Source organism: Pseudomonas sp. AIG, assembly GCF_977020205.1.
The window spans coordinates 121,161-137,978 of record NZ_CDROCK010000005.1; the positions used below are offsets into that span (position 1 = coordinate 121,161).

At 59.5% G+C, this 16,818-nt stretch carries 14 protein-coding genes; 6 read left to right on the forward strand and 8 right to left on the reverse strand.

Annotation, left to right across the window (positions count from 1 at the left end):
* Positions 1-49: 49 nt before the first annotated feature.
* Complete coding sequence (locus ACWR1S_RS05410) at positions 50-520, reverse strand: DUF1289 domain-containing protein (protein WP_038366489.1); 471 nt, start codon at positions 518-520, stop codon at positions 50-52.
* A gap of 468 nt (positions 521-988) precedes the next feature.
* Between ACWR1S_RS05410 and acnB the strand changes: the two genes are divergently transcribed.
* Positions 989-3,598 carry a bifunctional aconitate hydratase 2/2-methylisocitrate dehydratase gene (acnB, locus tag ACWR1S_RS05415; protein ID WP_242206570.1) on the forward strand — a complete coding sequence of 870 codons (2,610 nt, stop codon included), beginning with the start codon at positions 989-991 and terminating at the stop codon, positions 3,596-3,598.
* Between the two features lie 51 nt (positions 3,599-3,649).
* Here the strand turns inward: acnB and ACWR1S_RS05420 are convergent, their stop codons facing one another.
* The 4 genes from ACWR1S_RS05420 to ACWR1S_RS05435 all read right to left on the reverse strand — a co-directional run bounded on the left by ACWR1S_RS05420 (position 3,650) and on the right by ACWR1S_RS05435 (position 7,342).
* Positions 3,650-5,302, reverse strand: coding sequence for a SulP family inorganic anion transporter (locus ACWR1S_RS05420; protein WP_454562708.1), 1,653 nt, complete (start codon positions 5,300-5,302; stop codon positions 3,650-3,652).
* An 80-nt stretch (positions 5,303-5,382) separates the two neighbouring features.
* A complete protein-coding gene (locus tag ACWR1S_RS05425) occupies positions 5,383-6,663 on the reverse strand; it encodes an HAAAP family serine/threonine permease (RefSeq protein ID WP_454562709.1) in 1,281 nt (426 codons plus the stop codon).
* Positions 6,664-6,896: 233 nt separating this feature from the next.
* Complete coding sequence (locus ACWR1S_RS05430; protein WP_454562710.1) at positions 6,897-7,079, reverse strand: hypothetical protein; 183 nt, start codon at positions 7,077-7,079, stop codon at positions 6,897-6,899.
* Between the two features lie 68 nt (positions 7,080-7,147).
* On the reverse strand, positions 7,148-7,342 hold the full coding sequence (locus tag ACWR1S_RS05435) for a hypothetical protein (RefSeq protein ID WP_454562711.1): 195 nt from the start codon (positions 7,340-7,342) through the stop codon (positions 7,148-7,150).
* A 251-nt stretch (positions 7,343-7,593) separates the two neighbouring features.
* Here ACWR1S_RS05435 and ACWR1S_RS05440 point away from each other — a divergent pair, with 251 nt between their 5' ends.
* The 5 genes from ACWR1S_RS05440 (at position 7,594) to ACWR1S_RS05460 (ending at position 11,143) form a co-directional block, all read left to right on the forward strand.
* Positions 7,594-7,977, forward strand: a complete 384-nt coding sequence (locus tag ACWR1S_RS05440; protein WP_122607114.1) for a tautomerase family protein — start codon at positions 7,594-7,596, stop codon at positions 7,975-7,977.
* 219 nt (positions 7,978-8,196) lie between these two features.
* On the forward strand, positions 8,197-8,721 hold the full coding sequence (locus ACWR1S_RS05445) for a cysteine hydrolase family protein (protein WP_454562712.1): 525 nt from the start codon (positions 8,197-8,199) through the stop codon (positions 8,719-8,721).
* Positions 8,722-9,077: 356 nt separating this feature from the next.
* On the forward strand, positions 9,078-9,560 hold the full coding sequence (locus ACWR1S_RS05450; RefSeq protein WP_454562713.1) for a DUF4822 domain-containing protein: 483 nt from the start codon (positions 9,078-9,080) through the stop codon (positions 9,558-9,560).
* 14 nt (positions 9,561-9,574) lie between these two features.
* Positions 9,575-10,003 carry a hypothetical protein gene (locus ACWR1S_RS05455; RefSeq protein ID WP_454562714.1) on the forward strand — a complete coding sequence of 143 codons (429 nt, stop codon included), beginning with the start codon at positions 9,575-9,577 and terminating at the stop codon, positions 10,001-10,003.
* 171 nt (positions 10,004-10,174) lie between these two features.
* Positions 10,175-11,143 carry a 2-hydroxyacid dehydrogenase gene (locus tag ACWR1S_RS05460; protein ID WP_454562715.1) on the forward strand — a complete coding sequence of 323 codons (969 nt, stop codon included), beginning with the start codon at positions 10,175-10,177 and terminating at the stop codon, positions 11,141-11,143.
* Here ACWR1S_RS05460 and tssA read toward each other — a convergent pair.
* The 3 genes from tssA to ACWR1S_RS05475 are packed head-to-tail and all read right to left on the reverse strand — an operon-like array spanning position 11,140 to position 16,804.
* Positions 11,140-12,222, reverse strand: a complete 1,083-nt coding sequence (gene tssA, locus ACWR1S_RS05465) for a type VI secretion system protein TssA (RefSeq protein WP_454562716.1) — start codon at positions 12,220-12,222, stop codon at positions 11,140-11,142. The two genes, ACWR1S_RS05460 and tssA, sit on opposite strands and share 4 nt — an antisense overlap.
* Positions 12,219-16,043, reverse strand: coding sequence for a type VI secretion system protein (locus ACWR1S_RS05470; RefSeq protein ID WP_454562717.1), 3,825 nt, complete (start codon positions 16,041-16,043; stop codon positions 12,219-12,221). Before ACWR1S_RS05470 ends, tssA begins: the two co-directional genes overlap by 4 nt.
* A complete protein-coding gene (locus tag ACWR1S_RS05475) occupies positions 16,040-16,804 on the reverse strand; it encodes a DotU/TssL family secretion system protein (RefSeq protein WP_454562718.1) in 765 nt (254 codons plus the stop codon). Before ACWR1S_RS05475 ends, ACWR1S_RS05470 begins: the two co-directional genes overlap by 4 nt.
* Between the last annotated feature and the right edge of the window lie 14 nt (positions 16,805-16,818).

Sequence of the window (16,818 nt, forward strand, 5' to 3'; positions counted from 1 at the left end):
TACAGGGGTACGCATTCCAAATGTGGGAGCGAGCTTGCTCGCGAAGCTTTCAGGCGCCAAAGGCGTCTTTAAGGAAACCGGGGGCGATGTAGCGCTGATAGTGCGCTTCCGACAGCAGGAAGAATTCCCGATCAATGGCGTCACGCAATTCCGGCAGGTTCCAGTCGCGAAACTCCGGCAGCAGCACCATCCCGTACGCTTCCAGATTAATGATCACCCGCGCACCCCGGGCAATCAGCTGATACGCCCAGCAATATTCCGACTGATGCGGCACGAAGCGGATCTTGCGCTGTTCCAGCTGCTCACGCAGACGCGCGGAATCGAAAATCTCGACCTTGCCTGCCATCACTTGTGACAGCAATTGCTCCAGACGCAGCCACACCGCGCGCTTTTCCTCCTCGTTGTATCCATTCCAGTGGATCACTTCGTGGTGGAAACGCTTGCAGCCACGGCACACCAGATCACCGTAAACAGTGGAGCAGAGGCCGACGCAGGGAGTCTTGATGGTCTGATTGGGCATAAGATAGGCAAAACACTGAAACGCGGAACAGGTCGGCATGTTAGCCCTTTGTCGGGCATTGATCACCCCTCAAACATCAGGGTCTCAGCCGTACTGAGTGTTTGACCCAGCCGCGCGCATTGCCACGAAAGTCCAATAGAGCGCGACTTACCTTTAAATTTTTTTTGCCGTAGAATCAGCCAGCCTTTTAAGGCGCCAATGTCCGTTAGAAGCTGTTTTCAAAGCGTCACGAGCACAGTCGTTCCTTCAGAGCGGTGTTGGCGAGGGATTTTTCCAGCGGGGAAAAATCCAGCGCCAACCCTCATCAGCTCCCCGTTCTGCAGGCGTAAAACTTTGAAAGCAGCTTCTGTAAGGAATTGCCGGTAATTCTGGCCGAACGACCCACAACGTCGTGAGGAGCATGAGTACGGCAATTTCGGGATGAGCGTCCCGGACACCCATTTGGGACCACTGATGAGGGTAATAACTGTGCTTGAAGCCTACCGCAAACATATCGAAGAGCGTGCAGCCCTGGGTATCGTTCCCCAGCCGCTTAACGCCGAACAAACAGCAGGCCTGGTCGAGCTGCTGAAAAACCCTCCGGCTGGCGAAGAAGAATTTCTCGTTGACCTGATCACCAATCGTATTCCACCAGGCGTGGACGAAGCCGCTTACGTTAAAGCCGGTTTCCTGTCTGCGCTGGCCAAGGGCGAAGTGTCCTCCCCGCTGCTGGACAAAAAGCGCGCTGTAGAACTGCTCGGCACCATGCAGGGCGGCTACAACATCGTCACTCTGGTTGACCTGCTGGACGACGCCGAGCTGGCGCCAGTCGCTGCCGCGCAACTCAAGCACACCCTGCTGATGTTCGATGCGTTCCACGACGTCGCCGAAAAAGCCAAGAACGGCAACGCTCACGCTAAAGCCGTGCTGCAATCCTGGGCTGACGGCGAGTGGTTCAAGAACCGTCCGACCCTGGCCGACAAGATCAGCCTGCGCGTGTTCAAGGTTACCGGCGAAACCAACACCGACGACCTCTCTCCTGCTCCTGATGCCTGGTCGCGTCCAGACATCCCGCTGCACGCCCTGGCCATGCTGAAAATGGCCCGTGACGGCATCGTTCCTGATCAGCAGGGCGCCATCGGCCCGATGAAGCAGATCGAAGAAATGCGCGGCCAAGGCTTCCCGATCGCCTACGTCGGTGACGTGGTCGGTACCGGTTCGTCGCGTAAATCGGCCACCAACTCGGTGCTGTGGTTCTTCGGCGACGACGTTCCTTACGTGCCGAACAAGCGCGCTGGCGGTTTCTGCTTCGGCAGCAAAATCGCTCCGATCTTCTACAACACCATGGAAGATGCCGGCGCCCTGCCAATCGAGTTCGACGTTTCCAACATGAACATGGGCGACGTGATCGACCTGTACCCGCATGCTGGCAAAGTCTGCAAACACGGCACCGACGAAGTCCTGACCACCTTCGAAATGAAAACCCCGGTGCTGTTGGACGAAGTCCGTGCCGGCGGCCGTATCCCGTTGATCATCGGCCGTGGCCTGACCGAGAAGGCTCGCGCCGAACTGGGTCTGCCACCATTCGACCTGTTCAAGAAGCCTGATGCACCGATCGAAAGCACCAAGGGTTACACCCTGGCGCAGAAAATGGTCGGCAAGGCTTGCGGTCTGGCAGAAGGCAAAGGCATCCGTCCTGGCACCTACTGCGAACCGAAAATGACCACCGTCGGTTCTCAGGACACCACCGGTCCAATGACCCGTGACGAACTGAAAGACCTGGCGTGCCTGGGCTTCTCGGCTGACCTGGTGATGCAGTCCTTCTGCCACACCGCGGCGTATCCGAAGCCGATCGACGTGACCACCCACCACACCCTGCCTGACTTCATCATGACCCGCGGCGGCGTTTCCCTGCGTCCGGGCGACGGCATCATCCACTCGTGGCTGAACCGCATGCTGCTGCCAGACACCGTCGGTACCGGTGGTGACTCGCACACCCGTTTCCCGATGGGCATTTCGTTCCCGGCCGGTTCCGGTCTGGTTGCGTTTGCGGCGGCCACCGGCGTTATGCCGCTGGACATGCCGGAATCGATCCTGGTGCGCTTCAAAGGCAAAATGAAACCTGGCATCACCCTGCGTGACCTGGTTCATGCCATTCCGTACTTCGCTATCCAGAACGGTCTGCTGACCGTCGAGAAGAAAGGCAAGAAAAACGCCTTCTCCGGCCGCATCCTGGAAATCGAAGGTCTGGAAGGTCTGACCCTGGAGCAGGCGTTCGAACTGTCCGACGCCTCGGCCGAACGTTCGGCTGCCGGTTGCACCATCAAGCTGTCGAAAGAGTCGATTACCGAGTACCTGAACTCCAACATCACTCTGCTGCGCTGGATGATCGGCGAAGGCTACGGCGATGCGCGTACCCTGGAACGTCGTGCTCAAGCGATGGAAGCCTGGGTTGCCAACCCGGAACTGATGGAAGCCGATGCCGACGCCGAATACGCCGAAGTCATCGAAATCGATCTGGCCGACATCAGCGAGCCTGTACTGTGCGCGCCGAACGATCCGGACGACGCCCGTCTGCTGTCCAGCGTTGCTGGCGAGAAGATCGACGAAGTGTTCATCGGTTCGTGCATGACCAACATCGGTCACTTCCGCGCTGCCGGTAAGTTGCTGGATCAGGTCAAGGGTCAGCTGCCAACCCGTCTGTGGCTGTCGCCGCCGACCAAAATGGATGCTCACCAACTGACCGAAGAAGGCTACTACGGCATCTACGGCAAGGCTGGCGCACGCATGGAAATGCCAGGCTGCTCGCTGTGCATGGGTAACCAGGCACGTGTAGAGCCGAACGCGACCGTTGTGTCGACGTCGACCCGTAACTTCCCGAACCGTCTTGGCGACGGCGCGAACGTCTACCTGGCTTCGGCTGAGCTGGCGTCCGTGGCTTCGATCCTGGGTCGCCTGCCGACCGTCGAGGAGTACATGGAATACGCTGGCAAGATCGACAGCATGGCGGCCGATATCTACCGCTACCTGTCCTTCGACCAGATCGCCGAGTTCCGTGAAGCTGCTGCGAACGCCAATATCCCGGTCGTTCAAGCCTAACGTTACAACGCACTGAAAAACGCCGCCCATCGTGAGATGAGCGGCGTTTTTTTATGCCTTGGGGTTTAGTGTAAGGGCTTGCTGCACGGCGCCATCGACGCTCAAACCGCTGAGGATTACAGCGTTGGCTTGTACTTCAGGCAAGGCGTCCAACACCGTCAGCGCTTCATGCTTGAGCCGCGCGAGAATCAATCGCTTGCCTTCCTGATGCACCCGCAGAAAAAACTCCTGCATCGCCTCAATACTGGTGCCATCCAGGTCTGGCGTCTCCTCAAGGCTCAGAATCACCGTGTGCACCGGCACCTCTGCATGGCGTATCAACCGTAGCGCCGCCCCCAGAATTCGTTCAACGTTGGCAAAAAACAACGCTTCACTCGGCCGAATAATCAGTACACCGGGCTCCGCTTGCGCAATGGGATGACGCTGCACATCGACAAAATCGTGCCCGCCATCAATCCGCCCTAACACTTGAATGTCCGCTGCCGACATCTGCTTGAGCATCAACAGCACACTGATCGCCACTGAGACCAGCAAGCCGTCCAGCACGCCCAAGAGCAGCACCGCCGAGACTGCGCAGATCACCAGCACACGATCCCGGCGCCAGATGAAGTAGCGGCCCAGCGGCTGCAGACTCAAACCGCGACCCAACGCATGCATGACAATCGCGGCAAGAATCGGCTCCGGCGTCAGGGCAATCCACGGCAACACCGTCAGCACGATGATCAACACCACCAACGCCGCCACGCCGCCAGCCCAGCGTGACGTCGCCCCCGCCGCTTCATTGGCCGAGGTCGCCGAGTACCCTGCCCCGGCCGGCATGCCATGAAACAACCCGGAGAGCAGGTTCGACGCTCCCAGTACCAACAGGTCGCGGTTTGAGCTGACCCGGTCGCCATGCTTGAGTGCATAGGCACTGATCGAGCCGTAAGACTCCGCATACAGAATCATCACCAGCGCAAACCCCACCTCTCCCAGCCGCAGCCAGTCAGCGAACGGCAGCGCCGGCAGGTTGGGGACTTCCAGGCTGAGGTCGATAATGCCGATCATCTTCACGCCGTACGCCGGCAGATTCAGCCATTGGCCGGCGGCGATGCCAATCACCACCACCAGCAACCCCCCGGGCACCCGCGGGAATCGCGAGAACACGCCGAGCAATACCAGCGCTACGGCAGCGACACACGCAGCCGGCCAGTTCCATTGCGGCAGCTGTTCAAGCAGTTGCGGGGCGAAGCGCACCAGATTGGCGTCGGTCAGATGCACGCCGACCACACTGGCGACCTGCTTGAGAATGATGGTCAGCGCCAGACCAAAGGCGAAACCACGCAAAACCGGTTTGGCGATGAAGGACGTAACACTGCCGAGGCGAAAGATCCCGGCCAGCAAAAACAAAGCGCCTGTGACCAATACCAGACCGACCGCCAGGGTGGAACGCAGCTGCGGATCGCCATTGGCCAGCGTCGCCGTCGCTGCCGCCAGCACTGCGGCTGAAGACGAAGTCGCCGACACGATGGCAAAGCGACTGGTGCCAAACAGTCCGTAACACAGCAGACCGGCAAACAGGGCGATTACCCCGGCCTGAGGCGCCAGGGCGGCGATGGTCGAATACGCCACCGCTTCGGGCAGCAAGAGGCCGGCTATCGATAGGCCGGCGAGCACATCCTGCCAGCGATGGGTTTGTTGAACCGGTTGCGGGGCGCTCGACAATCCACTGTCTCCAGACGAAAAAAAGCCGCTGCATACACCGTATGCAGCGGCCACTGTAGCTGAGTCTCTGGCGTTTTGGCTTACGCCGTCAGCGAATAAATCAGCGCCGAAATCGCCACCAGACCGACTGCGGTGACAAACACATTGGACGCCTGCCCACGATAACGCGCCATTGCCGGCACCTTGCGAATGGCATACATCGGCATCAGGAACAGAATCGCCGCAATCACCGGGCCGCCGATCGTTTCGATCATGCCCAGAATGCTCGGGTTCAGGGTCGCTACGATCCAGCACACCACCAGCATGAACGCCGCCACAATACGGTCCAGCGACTTGGCGCCCGGACGTTTGCCACTCTTGACGATCAGACCTTTGAGGCCTTCGCTGGCACCGATGTAGTGACCGAGGAACGACTTGGAGATCGCCACAAACGCAATCAACGGTGCTGCGAAAGCGATGGTCGGATTGCTGAAGTGGTTGGCCAGGTACGACAGGATCGACAGGTTTTGCGCCTTGGCCTCGGCCAGTTGTTCCGGCGTCAGGGTCAGCACGCAGCTGAACACAAAAAACAGCACCATCGCCACCATCAACAGGTGCGCGCGGGACAGGATCTGCGAGCTGCGCTCTTCAGCGTGGACACCGTAACGACGCTTCTGATCGACCGCAAACGCCGAAATGATCGGCGAATGGTTGAACGAGAACACCATCACCGGAATCGCCAGCCACAGTGTATGCAGCAACGCCGACGGCGCTGGCACGTGCGAAGCGGTGGCGAGAATGCCGCCGTTCCAGTGCGGAATCAGGTACACCGCGAGGAACAGCAACGCGACGATAAACGGGTAAACCATCAGGCTCATCGCCTTGACGATCGCCTGCTCACCGCAACGCACCACGGCCAGCAGACCGAGGATCAGCACGAACGACAGCAGCGCACGCGGTGGCGGCGTGATGTGCAGTTGATGCTCGAGGAAACTGGCGACCGTATTGGTCAGACCGACGCTGTAGATCAGCAGGATCGGGAAAATGGCGAAGAAGTACAGCAAGGTAATCAGCGCGCCGGCCTTGATGCCGAAATGCTGCTCGACCACTTCCGTGATATCGGCGCCTTCGCGACCGGAAAGCACGAAACGGGTCAGGCCACGGTGGGCGTAGAACGTCATCGGAAACGCCAGCAGCGCGAGGATCACCAGCGGCCAGAAGCCACCCAGACCTGCGTTGATCGGCAAAAACAGGGTGCCGGCGCCGATGGCCGTCCCGAACAGTCCCAACATCCAGGTGGTGTCCTGGCGATTCCAGCTCGAAAGTTCAGCGGGTGCTGCTGCATCAAAGCGCTCTTCGACGCTATTGGCCTGATCATTCATCCGGTCGGATCTCCGCATTCCGGTCACTTGCCACTCGGTCAGGACGCGTCGGAAAAAACCGACAGACATGCTCCGGCCGAAACAGGGGCGCGATTCTCCGCGATAAATGAGCAGAAGCAAAGACTTAGCTGAGGAATGGTTGTGCGGAGCAGATCCGTTTGGCGTCGTTTTCTGGAAATTATCTGTCGTAAACAGGTATTCATGATGTCGTTAATAGGCACATGCAAGGGTATTCAGAGGGTTCGAGCCAACACCATCACGAAAGCGATCCCCACCGCGCCCATCAACATTCCAAGGCTAAACAGCAAAACCGTTTCACGCCTTTCGGCTTTGCGAAAGGGCTTCATGGCTTCTCTGAACTCAAACTCCTCTTGATACAGTCGGTCTATCCTGGCTCTGCTTTCCTCTTTGCTCATACTGCCCCCTTCCCTTTTTTGGTGCTCTGAATCAACACGTATGCGCAACGGCGACCTGCTGCGCGCTCTTACAGCTTCAAATACAGCCCAACGGCGGTAGCAATTGCAGTTAATGCCCCAGCCCCCACCACAAGGGGATACAAGAAAGTCTCAAGTTTCAGTTTTGCTTCCTCCGCCAAAAGCTTGCGCCTCTTCGCGCCGAGCTTTTGGGTTTCCGTTTGTAGCCTTTCGAGCTCCACATTTTTGTGGTCATCAAGATGCATGAACCTTCCTTGGCTGCTGACAGTTAACGCTCGGGAAGCTTTTCCATCCTGGACCACCTCCCATTGCTGCCCCATGATTTCGCGTTAACCGTCTGCCCGATAGCAGATGGCTCCGCCAAATGCGTAGGTAAAATCCGCGAGTTTCGTAGGTAGCCTCATACAAAAACAGCAAAGAGGTCTTCACCCCACACTTTCAATTTGCTTGATATGTTCTAGCGTGAATGAGTCCCCTCCCCCCGGAGTTTCTGCCCATGCCCCTCGTTCGCGTCGACATCAAACAAAACCCCGACCCCACTTTCGCCAAACGCATCGGTGAGCAGATCTATTCCGCCCTGCGCAGTTGTATCGATGTGCCGGAGCACGACAACTTCCAGATCCTCACCGAGCACGATAGCCAGCACTTCGTCTACGACCCGCAGTATTTGGGAATCCAGCGCAGCGATGGCGTGGTGTTCATTCAGATCACCATCAGCGAAGGGCGCTCGGTAGAGAAAAAACAGTTGCTGTTCAAAACCATCGCCGAAAGCCTGCACACCCAGCTGGCGGTGCGCCTTGAAGACGTCTTCATCAATCTGGTGGAGGTGAAAAAAGAGAATTGGTCATTCGGTAACGGCATTGCGCAATACGTCACTTGAGCGGGTGATTGACAGCCCGGCATCGGCGCCAGCATGATCGGCCCCATGAACATTCGCGCGCTACAACTCACCCGCACCACCACGACCGCCACCGGCGGGCCGTGGTGTTTGTGCGTGAGGTAAACCCAGCGCAGCAAACACAGGGCCCCGCCAGCAATGGACGGGGCCTTGTTGTTTCTCCCGTCCGTGCGGCATCTGCAGCACTCAAGGAGAAGCACCATGCCCGCAGCACTGTTGATCATCGATATGCAGGTCGGTTTGTTCCTCGGTCCGGAAAAGCCACACGACGGCGAACGGATTCTGGCCAACATCCAGCGCCTGATCGCTCAGGCGCGTGCCAGTCAAGTACCGATCTTCGCCGTACGCCACACAGGCCCGGAAGGCTCACCGATTGCCGCCGGCAGTCCATTCTGGCAATTGCTGCCAGCGCTTGAACTGGACCCGGAGATCGACACCCTCTTCGACAAATCCCGCCCCAATGCTTTCCAGGGCACCGAGCTCGCGCGGCAGCTCGACGCTGCCAATGTCGAGGACCTTTATCTGGTCGGCATGAAAAGCCAGTTCTGCATCGACAGTACCTGCCGCAGCGCTGCAGATCTGGGCTTCAAACCCGTGCTGGTCGCCGATGCCCACACCTGCATGGCCACTGCCGCACTAGCGGCTGAATCGATCATCAACCATCACAACGCAACCCTCGGTGCCGCCTTCGCACGATTAATCGACAGCGCTGAAGTGACGTTTTAAAGAAATACTCCCTGAAATCGACGCAACTTCGTTTGCTGTGGTTGCGTCAACCAGGGATTTGTAACCCTTTCTTCCATCCTACAAAGGCGTGTAATCCGCCAATCTAAATCTCGACATTAATTACAGACCCCCCCCACAAACAGGCCATCCATGGTCAAAATTTCAGAACAGTCCTACAACTAAAAACACCCAAAACAACCTCAACAAAATATTACCAAAAACCAAATAAAAGACATTTGTTACAAGCAACTACTCAGCCATTGAACAATATTCAAAACCCGGTCTATATTTTTCACGCCCTGAATTCAAATGACTAATAGCAAGCCACCTTTAAAGTTTGACCAAGAGGACACCACATGCAAAAAAACATGATGACCGGTTTATTGTTGGCCGCGCTGCTTGCACCGTTCGCCAACAGCAACGCCGATGTCCGCGAACTGGCTTCCTCGCCCCGATGGCTGACCACCAAGGTCTACATTGACGGCGCCCCTGAAACAGACGTCAAAGCGAAGTATCCCGGCGTCGTGGGTATTTCGACGTGGGATCCCGAGCGTAATCGATATGAGTTTTTTTACCCCGATACCGGCGAGTCAAAGTACAACAGCGGTGGCGGCGGTTATTTCTTTGTCACCGGCGATCAGCAACAGCACATTCTTGTACCTGATGTAGGCCCTACCAAAACAATCGTCAGGCAGCTGGAAACATTAACCAACAATGAATTCACCTATTCTCGGGAAGTGCCTCGCGACATGCTCGACAACAACCCGCTCGTGCGCATTCATGTCGTTCATGCACCGTACACCGGAAACGTGGAAACCAAGTCTGCCATCAAACAATAAGCCAGGAGTTCATTATGCAAAAGACACTTAAAACCCTACTGATGTCGACGTTGCTTGTCTCCTCGGTGTATTGCGCCGGGGTCAGTGCGCAAGCCGCCACCCAACCCGCCAAACATGCAGTTGCCACCGCCGACAACGCGATGATGCTGACCGTGTTTCTGAAACATGATCAGACCCGCCCCTTGAGCGAGCTCAAGGCCCAGCTTACGCAACAAGGCTTCTACAAAACCTTTCCCCCGGCCGGGGTTGAAGTGGTGAGCTGGAACATCATGATGGGCATTGGCCAAGTGGTAACGGTGCGCTTCCCAGCCTCGCGGTTGGCAGAAGTCAACCTCGCCCTGGAAAACACCGCGTGGGGCAGTTATCGCACCGAGTTCTATCCGACCTACGATTTCAAGCCGATAGCCCTGGCGGAACAAACCAAAGCCCACGCCAACCAGTGATGCCGACAGCACAGCGGATCACCGGTGTGCTGCCAACCCTTGCTTCTTGCCCGAAGCCGTCCAGAATCAAAGCACCACTGCGTGAATGACAACGATTGCCAAGCCGCTGCGGATTCAGCACTCTGAAATCCTTTTCGCGACCCACCCGCCGACGATCACAGGAGCCGCGCAATGCCCGCAACCGTTCTGGTACTGGTTGAAACCATCAATGACTATTTGCCTATTCTCGAACATCAGGGTTTTCACCTGATCCTCGCCCCCACGCCAGCCGAACGTGCGCAGGCCATCGCCACCCACGGCAGCCGCATCGATGCGGTGCTGACTCGTGGTCCGTTGGGTCTGACCGCCGATGAAATCGCCGCCCTGCCCGCGCTGAAAATCATCACGGTGATCGGCGCCGGTTACGAGCACGTCGACCTGCAAGCCGCCAGCAACCGTGGTATCACCGTCACCAATGGCGCCGGGGTCAACGCTTCGTCGGTGGCCGACCATGCGATGGCGATGCTGCTGGCGCTGGTGCGGGATATCCCGCGTTGTGACGCTGCGGTACGCCGTGGTGAATGGCCGAAGATCATGCGCCCGTCGCTGGCCGGCAAACGCCTGGGGATTCTCGGGCTGGGCGCCGTGGGCATGGCGATTGCCAAACGCGCCAACCTCGGCTTCGACATGGAGATCAGCTATCACAGCCGCCAGGTGCGCAGCGACGTGCCTTACGCGTTTTGCTCAACGCCCACCGAACTGGCGCGCGCGTCGGACTTCCTGATCGTGGCCACGCCTGGCGGCATCGGCACACAGCACCTGGTCACCCGCCCGGTGCTGGATGCGCTCGGGCCGAAGGGCTTTATCGTCAACATTGCCCGCGCCAGCGTGATCGCCACCGCCGACCTGATCACCGCCCTTGAACAACGCCGGATCGCCGGCGCCGCACTGGATGTGTTCGACCACGAGCCGCAAGTGCCGGATGCACTGAAAACCCTCGGCAACGTGCTGCTGACGCCACACGTCGCCGGTCTGTCACCGGAGGCGACGCAAGGCACAGTGGAACTGGTCGGCAAGAACCTCGTGGCATTCTTCTCGGGCGAACCGGTGCTGACGCCCATCGCCCTGCCACCGAAACTCAACAACCAGCGCGTGCACTAAAGCACGCCAAGCAACGTCCACAAACGCCGCGACTCGGCGTCGGCGCTGATCAACTCGCCGAGTAACTCGCTCAACGGTTTGTTGCCCCACTCGACCCCGCGCCGGATCAGATACGGTACCGGGCTGTGAGGTTCGGTGCGGGCCAGGTATTCGGCGATCAGCAACAATTGCCGGTACGCTTCCTCGCGGCTGGCCGGTTCGCGAAACACCTGGGCCACTGGCGCTGGCTCTTCAGAAAGCGTCATGGCGACGGCGGCTTCGACCACCGGTGCCGGCGATGCCGGTTGTTGTGGGTGCATGGCGATAAACTCCTGAACCAACGTCAGCAGCGCTTGAATGATGTCCTGCAAGGGGTGCAATCCCGGGCCTTGATCCCCCAGATAAGCGTCGCTCCAGCGTTCGAGCCGCTGCAGGTGCTGCAGGCTCAACAGCAGATTGCCCTGAGTGCGCAGCCAGAATGCCAGCGGCGTGGCGCGGACCTGATCACTGAGTTTTTTCTGTTCGTGGCGCGCGGTTTCCGCCGAACTCTTGGCGTTCTTGCTGTCGTTGGCCTGCACCTGCTGAATCTGCAAACGCCGCCAGATTCCCAGGGTATAGGTTTCGAAATCGCTGTTGCGAGTGCCGAACAACGGCACGCGAGTAAGCAACACTTCACTGTAACGCCGCACCATCCACTCCAGCGGAATCACCCGCCACGACTGATCGCCGTCCTCGGCTTGCGGGTGCAGGTGCTCGGGGAAGCGCTCACATAAACCGGCGATCAGCGCCAGGGTGCCGGGCAGTCCGTCCAGCGCTTGCAGGTGCAGCCATGCCTCGCCGAGCCAGGCGCTGAGCATCAAATCCTTGCTGCGTTCGAGCAATAACGCCGTGGTGAGTTTCTCGACTTCCGGCCAGTTCGCCCGTTTCAGTGTCGACTGCCAGACCCCGGTTGGCAGGCTGGCATCGTCCTCGCGGCGCAAATCACGCAACTGATCGAACTCACGTTCATAACGCAAATCGACGCCGCACGGCGCATCCACGCTGATCGGCGCGAGCAGTTGATCAATCGGCTCTGGCAAAGGGGTCGATGGCAGGCTCACAAGCCCTCCTTCTGCGGCTCAAGGGCGGCGGTGGTGCCGGTCACCTGAAACGGTGAACGCGGCGCACGGGTGGGCAACGGTGCAATCGACAGCGGCAATTTCGACCCCTGGCTCATCAATGACAGGCGCACGAACATCCGTGTGAATTCACTGGTGACGCTGTCGGTCGAGGCGGTGACCGGCAGGCGCAGGGTCAGTGGAAAATCGGTGTAATCCATGCTCGGCTGACGCTGCACCGAAAAATGCGCGCGCATCAACCGCAGCAGCGACCACGGCCCACCGTACTCCCAACCGGCTTCCAGATCGCGGACCACCAGATTCGGTTGCAGCGGGTCGTTGACCGGCCGCTCCTTGCCGTTGCGCGCCCAGCGCAAAGTCAGGCGAACCGGCTGGCCAACCCTCCAGCGCAGGTTCGCTTGTTCGGCAGCAACCGGATAATTGATCTGTTGACTGCCGGCGAGCAAGCCCCAGGCAATCACTTGATCGGCGCCCTTCTCGTCATCGCGATCGGTGCGCCAGCGCACGTCCAGCTCCACGCCGAGAATGCCGCTCTTGTCCCGGACGAACAGCGGCGTCAGCCAAGTGCTGGCCTGCTTCAGGCGATTGAGAAAATCTTCTGCTGCCAGCCGCTCCGGGGTCTGACTCAGTACCAGACCGGCCTGCGCCACCGGCAAGCGTTTTTCAATGATTTCGAGGAAATGCTGCACCCGCGCCGGGTCAGCGTCCTGCGCCTGTACCCCGTTGGCGAACGGGAAGCGATCCGCCAGATACTGATTGAAGTAATTGGCCAGCTCATTCCATGCGGCCGCCGCCTGCTGCTGTTGCAGGAACTGGCAGCGCTGCATGGCCGACTGCTGCAACTCCACCGCCCGCATGGCCAGCGTGCCGCGCCCGCCCGCGACGTTGGCGGTCTGCAACATCTGTATGCAGGAACCGGTGTCCATCTCGACGAAATCACGGCTGACCAACTGCTCGATCTGCGCCGGCGAACTGGCCGGGTTGGCGTCCTTGTATTTGAGCAGTTCATCGTTGAGCGCGCTGAACTGCGTCACCCGTTCGTAATCCAGCGCCGAGAGATTGCCCTGCTGGGTCATCAGCCACTGCAGCGCCGAATGGCGCCGTTCAGTGATGCCAAGCATGGTGTTGAACTGCTGCTTGAGGCTCAGTTTCAAGTCTTGCACATCGTTGGCGCCGTAGAGTTGCAGGCCAAGGTTTTTCGAGCCATCCCACTGACTGATTTCGGTACGTCCGCCGAATAACGGTTGCGCGGTGATTTCATCGAGACCGCCGACAATCTGCGCCATGGCACGACGGTTCAGCGCGGCTTGCAGGCGTACGGCGAGGTCATTGCGGTGCACCTCGACGAAGGCTTTTTGCAGGGCCATGGCCTGCTCCGCCTGCACGTTGAAAACCGCATACGGATGGGTCTGGTCGTTGTGATCCTTGAGGCTCAGCCACATCGCTTGCGCCGCCGCACTTTCGGCGGTTTGCAACAGCGCCTCGCGATACGCCGGCGGGATGCGCGGCAGTTCTTCGGCGATGTAACTTTTGTAGCTGGCGTAGTAGTTCAGCGAGGTATTGAGATCGTCACCGTCCACGGTCTGGCCTTGCAGGTTGACGTTATCCTGACTGGCGCGCAGGGCAATGGACACAAAGTCGCGCTTGAACAAGGCGTGCACGGCGTTGTTGAGCTTGACCACTTGATCTTGCAGCGCCAGTTGCCCGCTGCCCTGCTGGATCAGCAGGTTGCCGCGCGAGCCAACCTGAGCAATCCACTGGTCGCGAAAACTCTGCTGCAACTTGCTCGCCTGCTGATCCAGTTGCTGTTCGACGCCTGGGCCGAGCAAACTGCTCTTGCGCACTTTTTCGAGGAAGTCGCGATACCCCGGCACCAGTTCCTGGCCCTTGCCGCGACTCCAGGTCGAATTGGTCAGGGCAATCGCAGCCTGCAAATCTTCGATCAGCGCCCGCAAGTCTTCCAGCTCGCGCAAGCTATTGCCGCTGCCAACCTCCAGTTGCTCCAGATGCAGCTTGAGGTAACCGGCCTTGCTGACAAAGTTGTCGGCAAGGAAGTACTGATCGAGCCAACGCTCCATCAGCCCGGAAAAATTGCTTTCGATCAGCGGACGCTCAACACTCAGGTCCAGCGCTTGCAGGTCGCCGCCATTGCCCGACGCCAACAAGCGGTTGTAGAACGCGGCATAGGGCAACGCGCCGGCATTGAGGTTGAGTGACAGCGCGTTGTTGCTCAGTTGCACCAGATCCTCCAGCGGCGCGCGCTGATTGTTTTGCACCTGACTGAACAACTGGTTCTGCTGTTCCAGACGCAGTGCACGATCGACCAGGTCCGTGGCTTTCTGATAATTCTGCCACTGCGCCGGGTCCTCGCTTTCGACACTGCTGCGCCGATCGGTGGCGCGAATCGCTTTGATTTTTGTCAGTTCGCCGATGAGCAGCTCGTGCAACGGCACCAGCATGTGCCGCTGGGTGGACTGCCACACCTCCTGCTCGAGCCGTGAGTCGAAGGATGAAAACCATGAGGTCGGAAACACCAGCGAGGCGTAGCTCCAATGTGGCGCTCGCTCCAGCACCCGCCAGAAACTCTGCACATTGCGCCGGGTCGGCTCGACGCGATGGGCTTCATCGGTGACCGTCACGTAACTCTTTTGCGCACTCTGCATCAGCCGCGCGAGTTCATGCGCGTCCTTGACCGACTGCTGCCAGACCCACAGCATCGCCACCGCCCAGATCACCCCGACCACCAGCGCCACGCCGGCCGTCAGCCGCTGCCAACGCTGGCGCAAACGCAACAGCCGTGGCACGCCTTGGGCCAATCCTCGCTCACCGACCAGACGCTGGCGCCACAACTGGCGCACGAACACGCTTTGCTGCAAGCCGCTGTCGTCGGCAGAAAATCCATCCCTGGCATCGTCCGACGCCTGACTGGCGCTGAAATAGACACCGCGAAAACACGGCGCTTCACCTTGCGCGTTGCCTTGGAACACCGGCTCCAGAACACTCTGCAAACCGCGCCGCAAGCTCTCCAGACGCTCCGGCAAGGCATACAGATCGGCACTCAAATGCCCGGACAAAGTCCCGATCTCGATCACCGCTTCCGCCACCGCGCGATGAATTCGATCAAGTGCCTGATCACTCCACTGCCCTTGCCAGACGGCATCGCGTGAATAAGGCGACGACCAGCCAAAGGTGCGTTCACGCGCCTCGTCGGGCAGCGCACTGATCAGTTCCTGGAACCCCGGCAACTCCTCCAGACCGGTGACGATCACGTACACCGGCACACTCAGGCCAAACCGTTGCAGCAGATCGATGAAGCGCCGGCGCGCGGCCAGACCGAGGCTGGCAGCCTGTTCGAGATTGCCCAGGCGGCTGACCGGCACCAGCCAGACCACGCCGTCCAGCGGCCGCTTGCTGCGCAGACGCAGGATCAGACCGAGCAACCGCCACCAGCCACCGCGTTGCACATGCATGCCATCGTCGGGCAGAAACAACGCCTGCGGCACCACCAGCACGGCGCCCTCGGGGTCCGACCACCAACGGCCGAACCACGCCGGTTTGTCGGTCGGTTGCAGGCGCCATTCAGTGACCAGTTGCGTGCCCTGGGTTTCGTCGCCGAGCATCAGCAGCCATGGCATTTGATAGCGGTCGTGGCTGCCCTGCTCCTGCTCCATATGGCGGACGGCGGCGTAAAAACTGCGGATCGCGGCGCCACTCTGGGTGCGCAGCCACCACACCACTACAGCAACGATCACCAGTAACAGCAGCACCGCGCCCCCCCACGCGACAATCGTCAGGGGACTCATGAGTCCTGCTCCGCTGGCGCCACCGAGTCGGTGACTTGCAGCACCGGTTCCAGCTCTGATCGAATGTCACGCCAGAGAAACTGGCCAAGCCCGGTCAGCAACAGCACCATCGCCAGAATGCCCAGCGACAGGCGAAACCCATCCGGCAGTGCCGTGCGTACCGGCAGTTGCAGCGGTGTCACCTGCGAAGGCTGCCCCAGACGCTGACTGACATCGGCGTAACTGGCCTCGTCCTGCCAGGCAAAGGTGTACAGCGCCAACCGCCATTTCGCCAATTGCACCTGACTGTGTTCGCCACGCAAACGCCCATGGAAGCCGAGGATCAGGCACTGCAAGTACACGTTGGCGAGATCGCGGGTGGTCGGTTGCTGTTCATCGAGCAACGTTTGAATGGCCGTCGGCACTTGTTCGCCGGCCTGACGACTGGAATACAGACGCGACTCCAAGGGCTTGTCCTGCCACGCCGCTTGCCCGGGCCAGGGGGTGAACAACAAGGTTTCGTCGACCAGCGCGACGAACGCGTACACCAGTGCCTTGACCTGCTCGGTCGCCGAATCACCGACCCGCGAATAAGCGGTGCGCCACAGTCGCTGCGATGCCTGGGTAGACAGCTCGACCACGGTTTCCACGAGTGCCGTTTCGTCCTCGCTGTCCTTGGGCAATTGCACCCAGTCCTGCTGCCATTGCTGCCACGTCTGGCGGAACGCGCTGCTCAACGGTGCGTCCTGCAACCCAAGGCTTGCGGCACTTCCTTGCGACATACGGCGTTCCTTGT

What these genes read in the sequence shown, in the direction of transcription:
- ACWR1S_RS05425 (WP_454562709.1), bottom strand. Translation starts at nt 6,663, where the DNA reads ATGAATGATCAGGCCAATAGCGTCGAAGAGCGCTTTGATGCAGCAGCA.
- ACWR1S_RS05455 (WP_454562714.1), top strand. Translation starts at nt 9,575, where the DNA reads ATGCAAAAGACACTTAAAACCCTACTGATGTCGACGTTGCTTGTCTCC.
- ACWR1S_RS05460 (WP_454562715.1), top strand. Translation starts at nt 10,175, where the DNA reads ATGCCCGCAACCGTTCTGGTACTGGTTGAAACCATCAATGACTATTTG.
- ACWR1S_RS05435 (WP_454562711.1), bottom strand. Translation starts at nt 7,342, where the DNA reads ATGCATCTTGATGACCACAAAAATGTGGAGCTCGAAAGGCTACAAACG.
- ACWR1S_RS05410 (WP_038366489.1), bottom strand. Translation starts at nt 520, where the DNA reads ATGCCCAATCAGACCATCAAGACTCCCTGCGTCGGCCTCTGCTCCACT.
- ACWR1S_RS05470 (WP_454562717.1), bottom strand. Translation starts at nt 16,043, where the DNA reads ATGAGTCCCCTGACGATTGTCGCGTGGGGGGGCGCGGTGCTGCTGTTA.
- ACWR1S_RS05450 (WP_454562713.1), top strand. Translation starts at nt 9,078, where the DNA reads ATGCAAAAAAACATGATGACCGGTTTATTGTTGGCCGCGCTGCTTGCA.
- ACWR1S_RS05445 (WP_454562712.1), top strand. Translation starts at nt 8,197, where the DNA reads ATGCCCGCAGCACTGTTGATCATCGATATGCAGGTCGGTTTGTTCCTC.
- ACWR1S_RS05475 (WP_454562718.1), bottom strand. Translation starts at nt 16,804, where the DNA reads ATGTCGCAAGGAAGTGCCGCAAGCCTTGGGTTGCAGGACGCACCGTTG.
- ACWR1S_RS05440 (WP_122607114.1), top strand. Translation starts at nt 7,594, where the DNA reads ATGCCCCTCGTTCGCGTCGACATCAAACAAAACCCCGACCCCACTTTC.
- ACWR1S_RS05430 (WP_454562710.1), bottom strand. Translation starts at nt 7,079, where the DNA reads ATGAGCAAAGAGGAAAGCAGAGCCAGGATAGACCGACTGTATCAAGAG.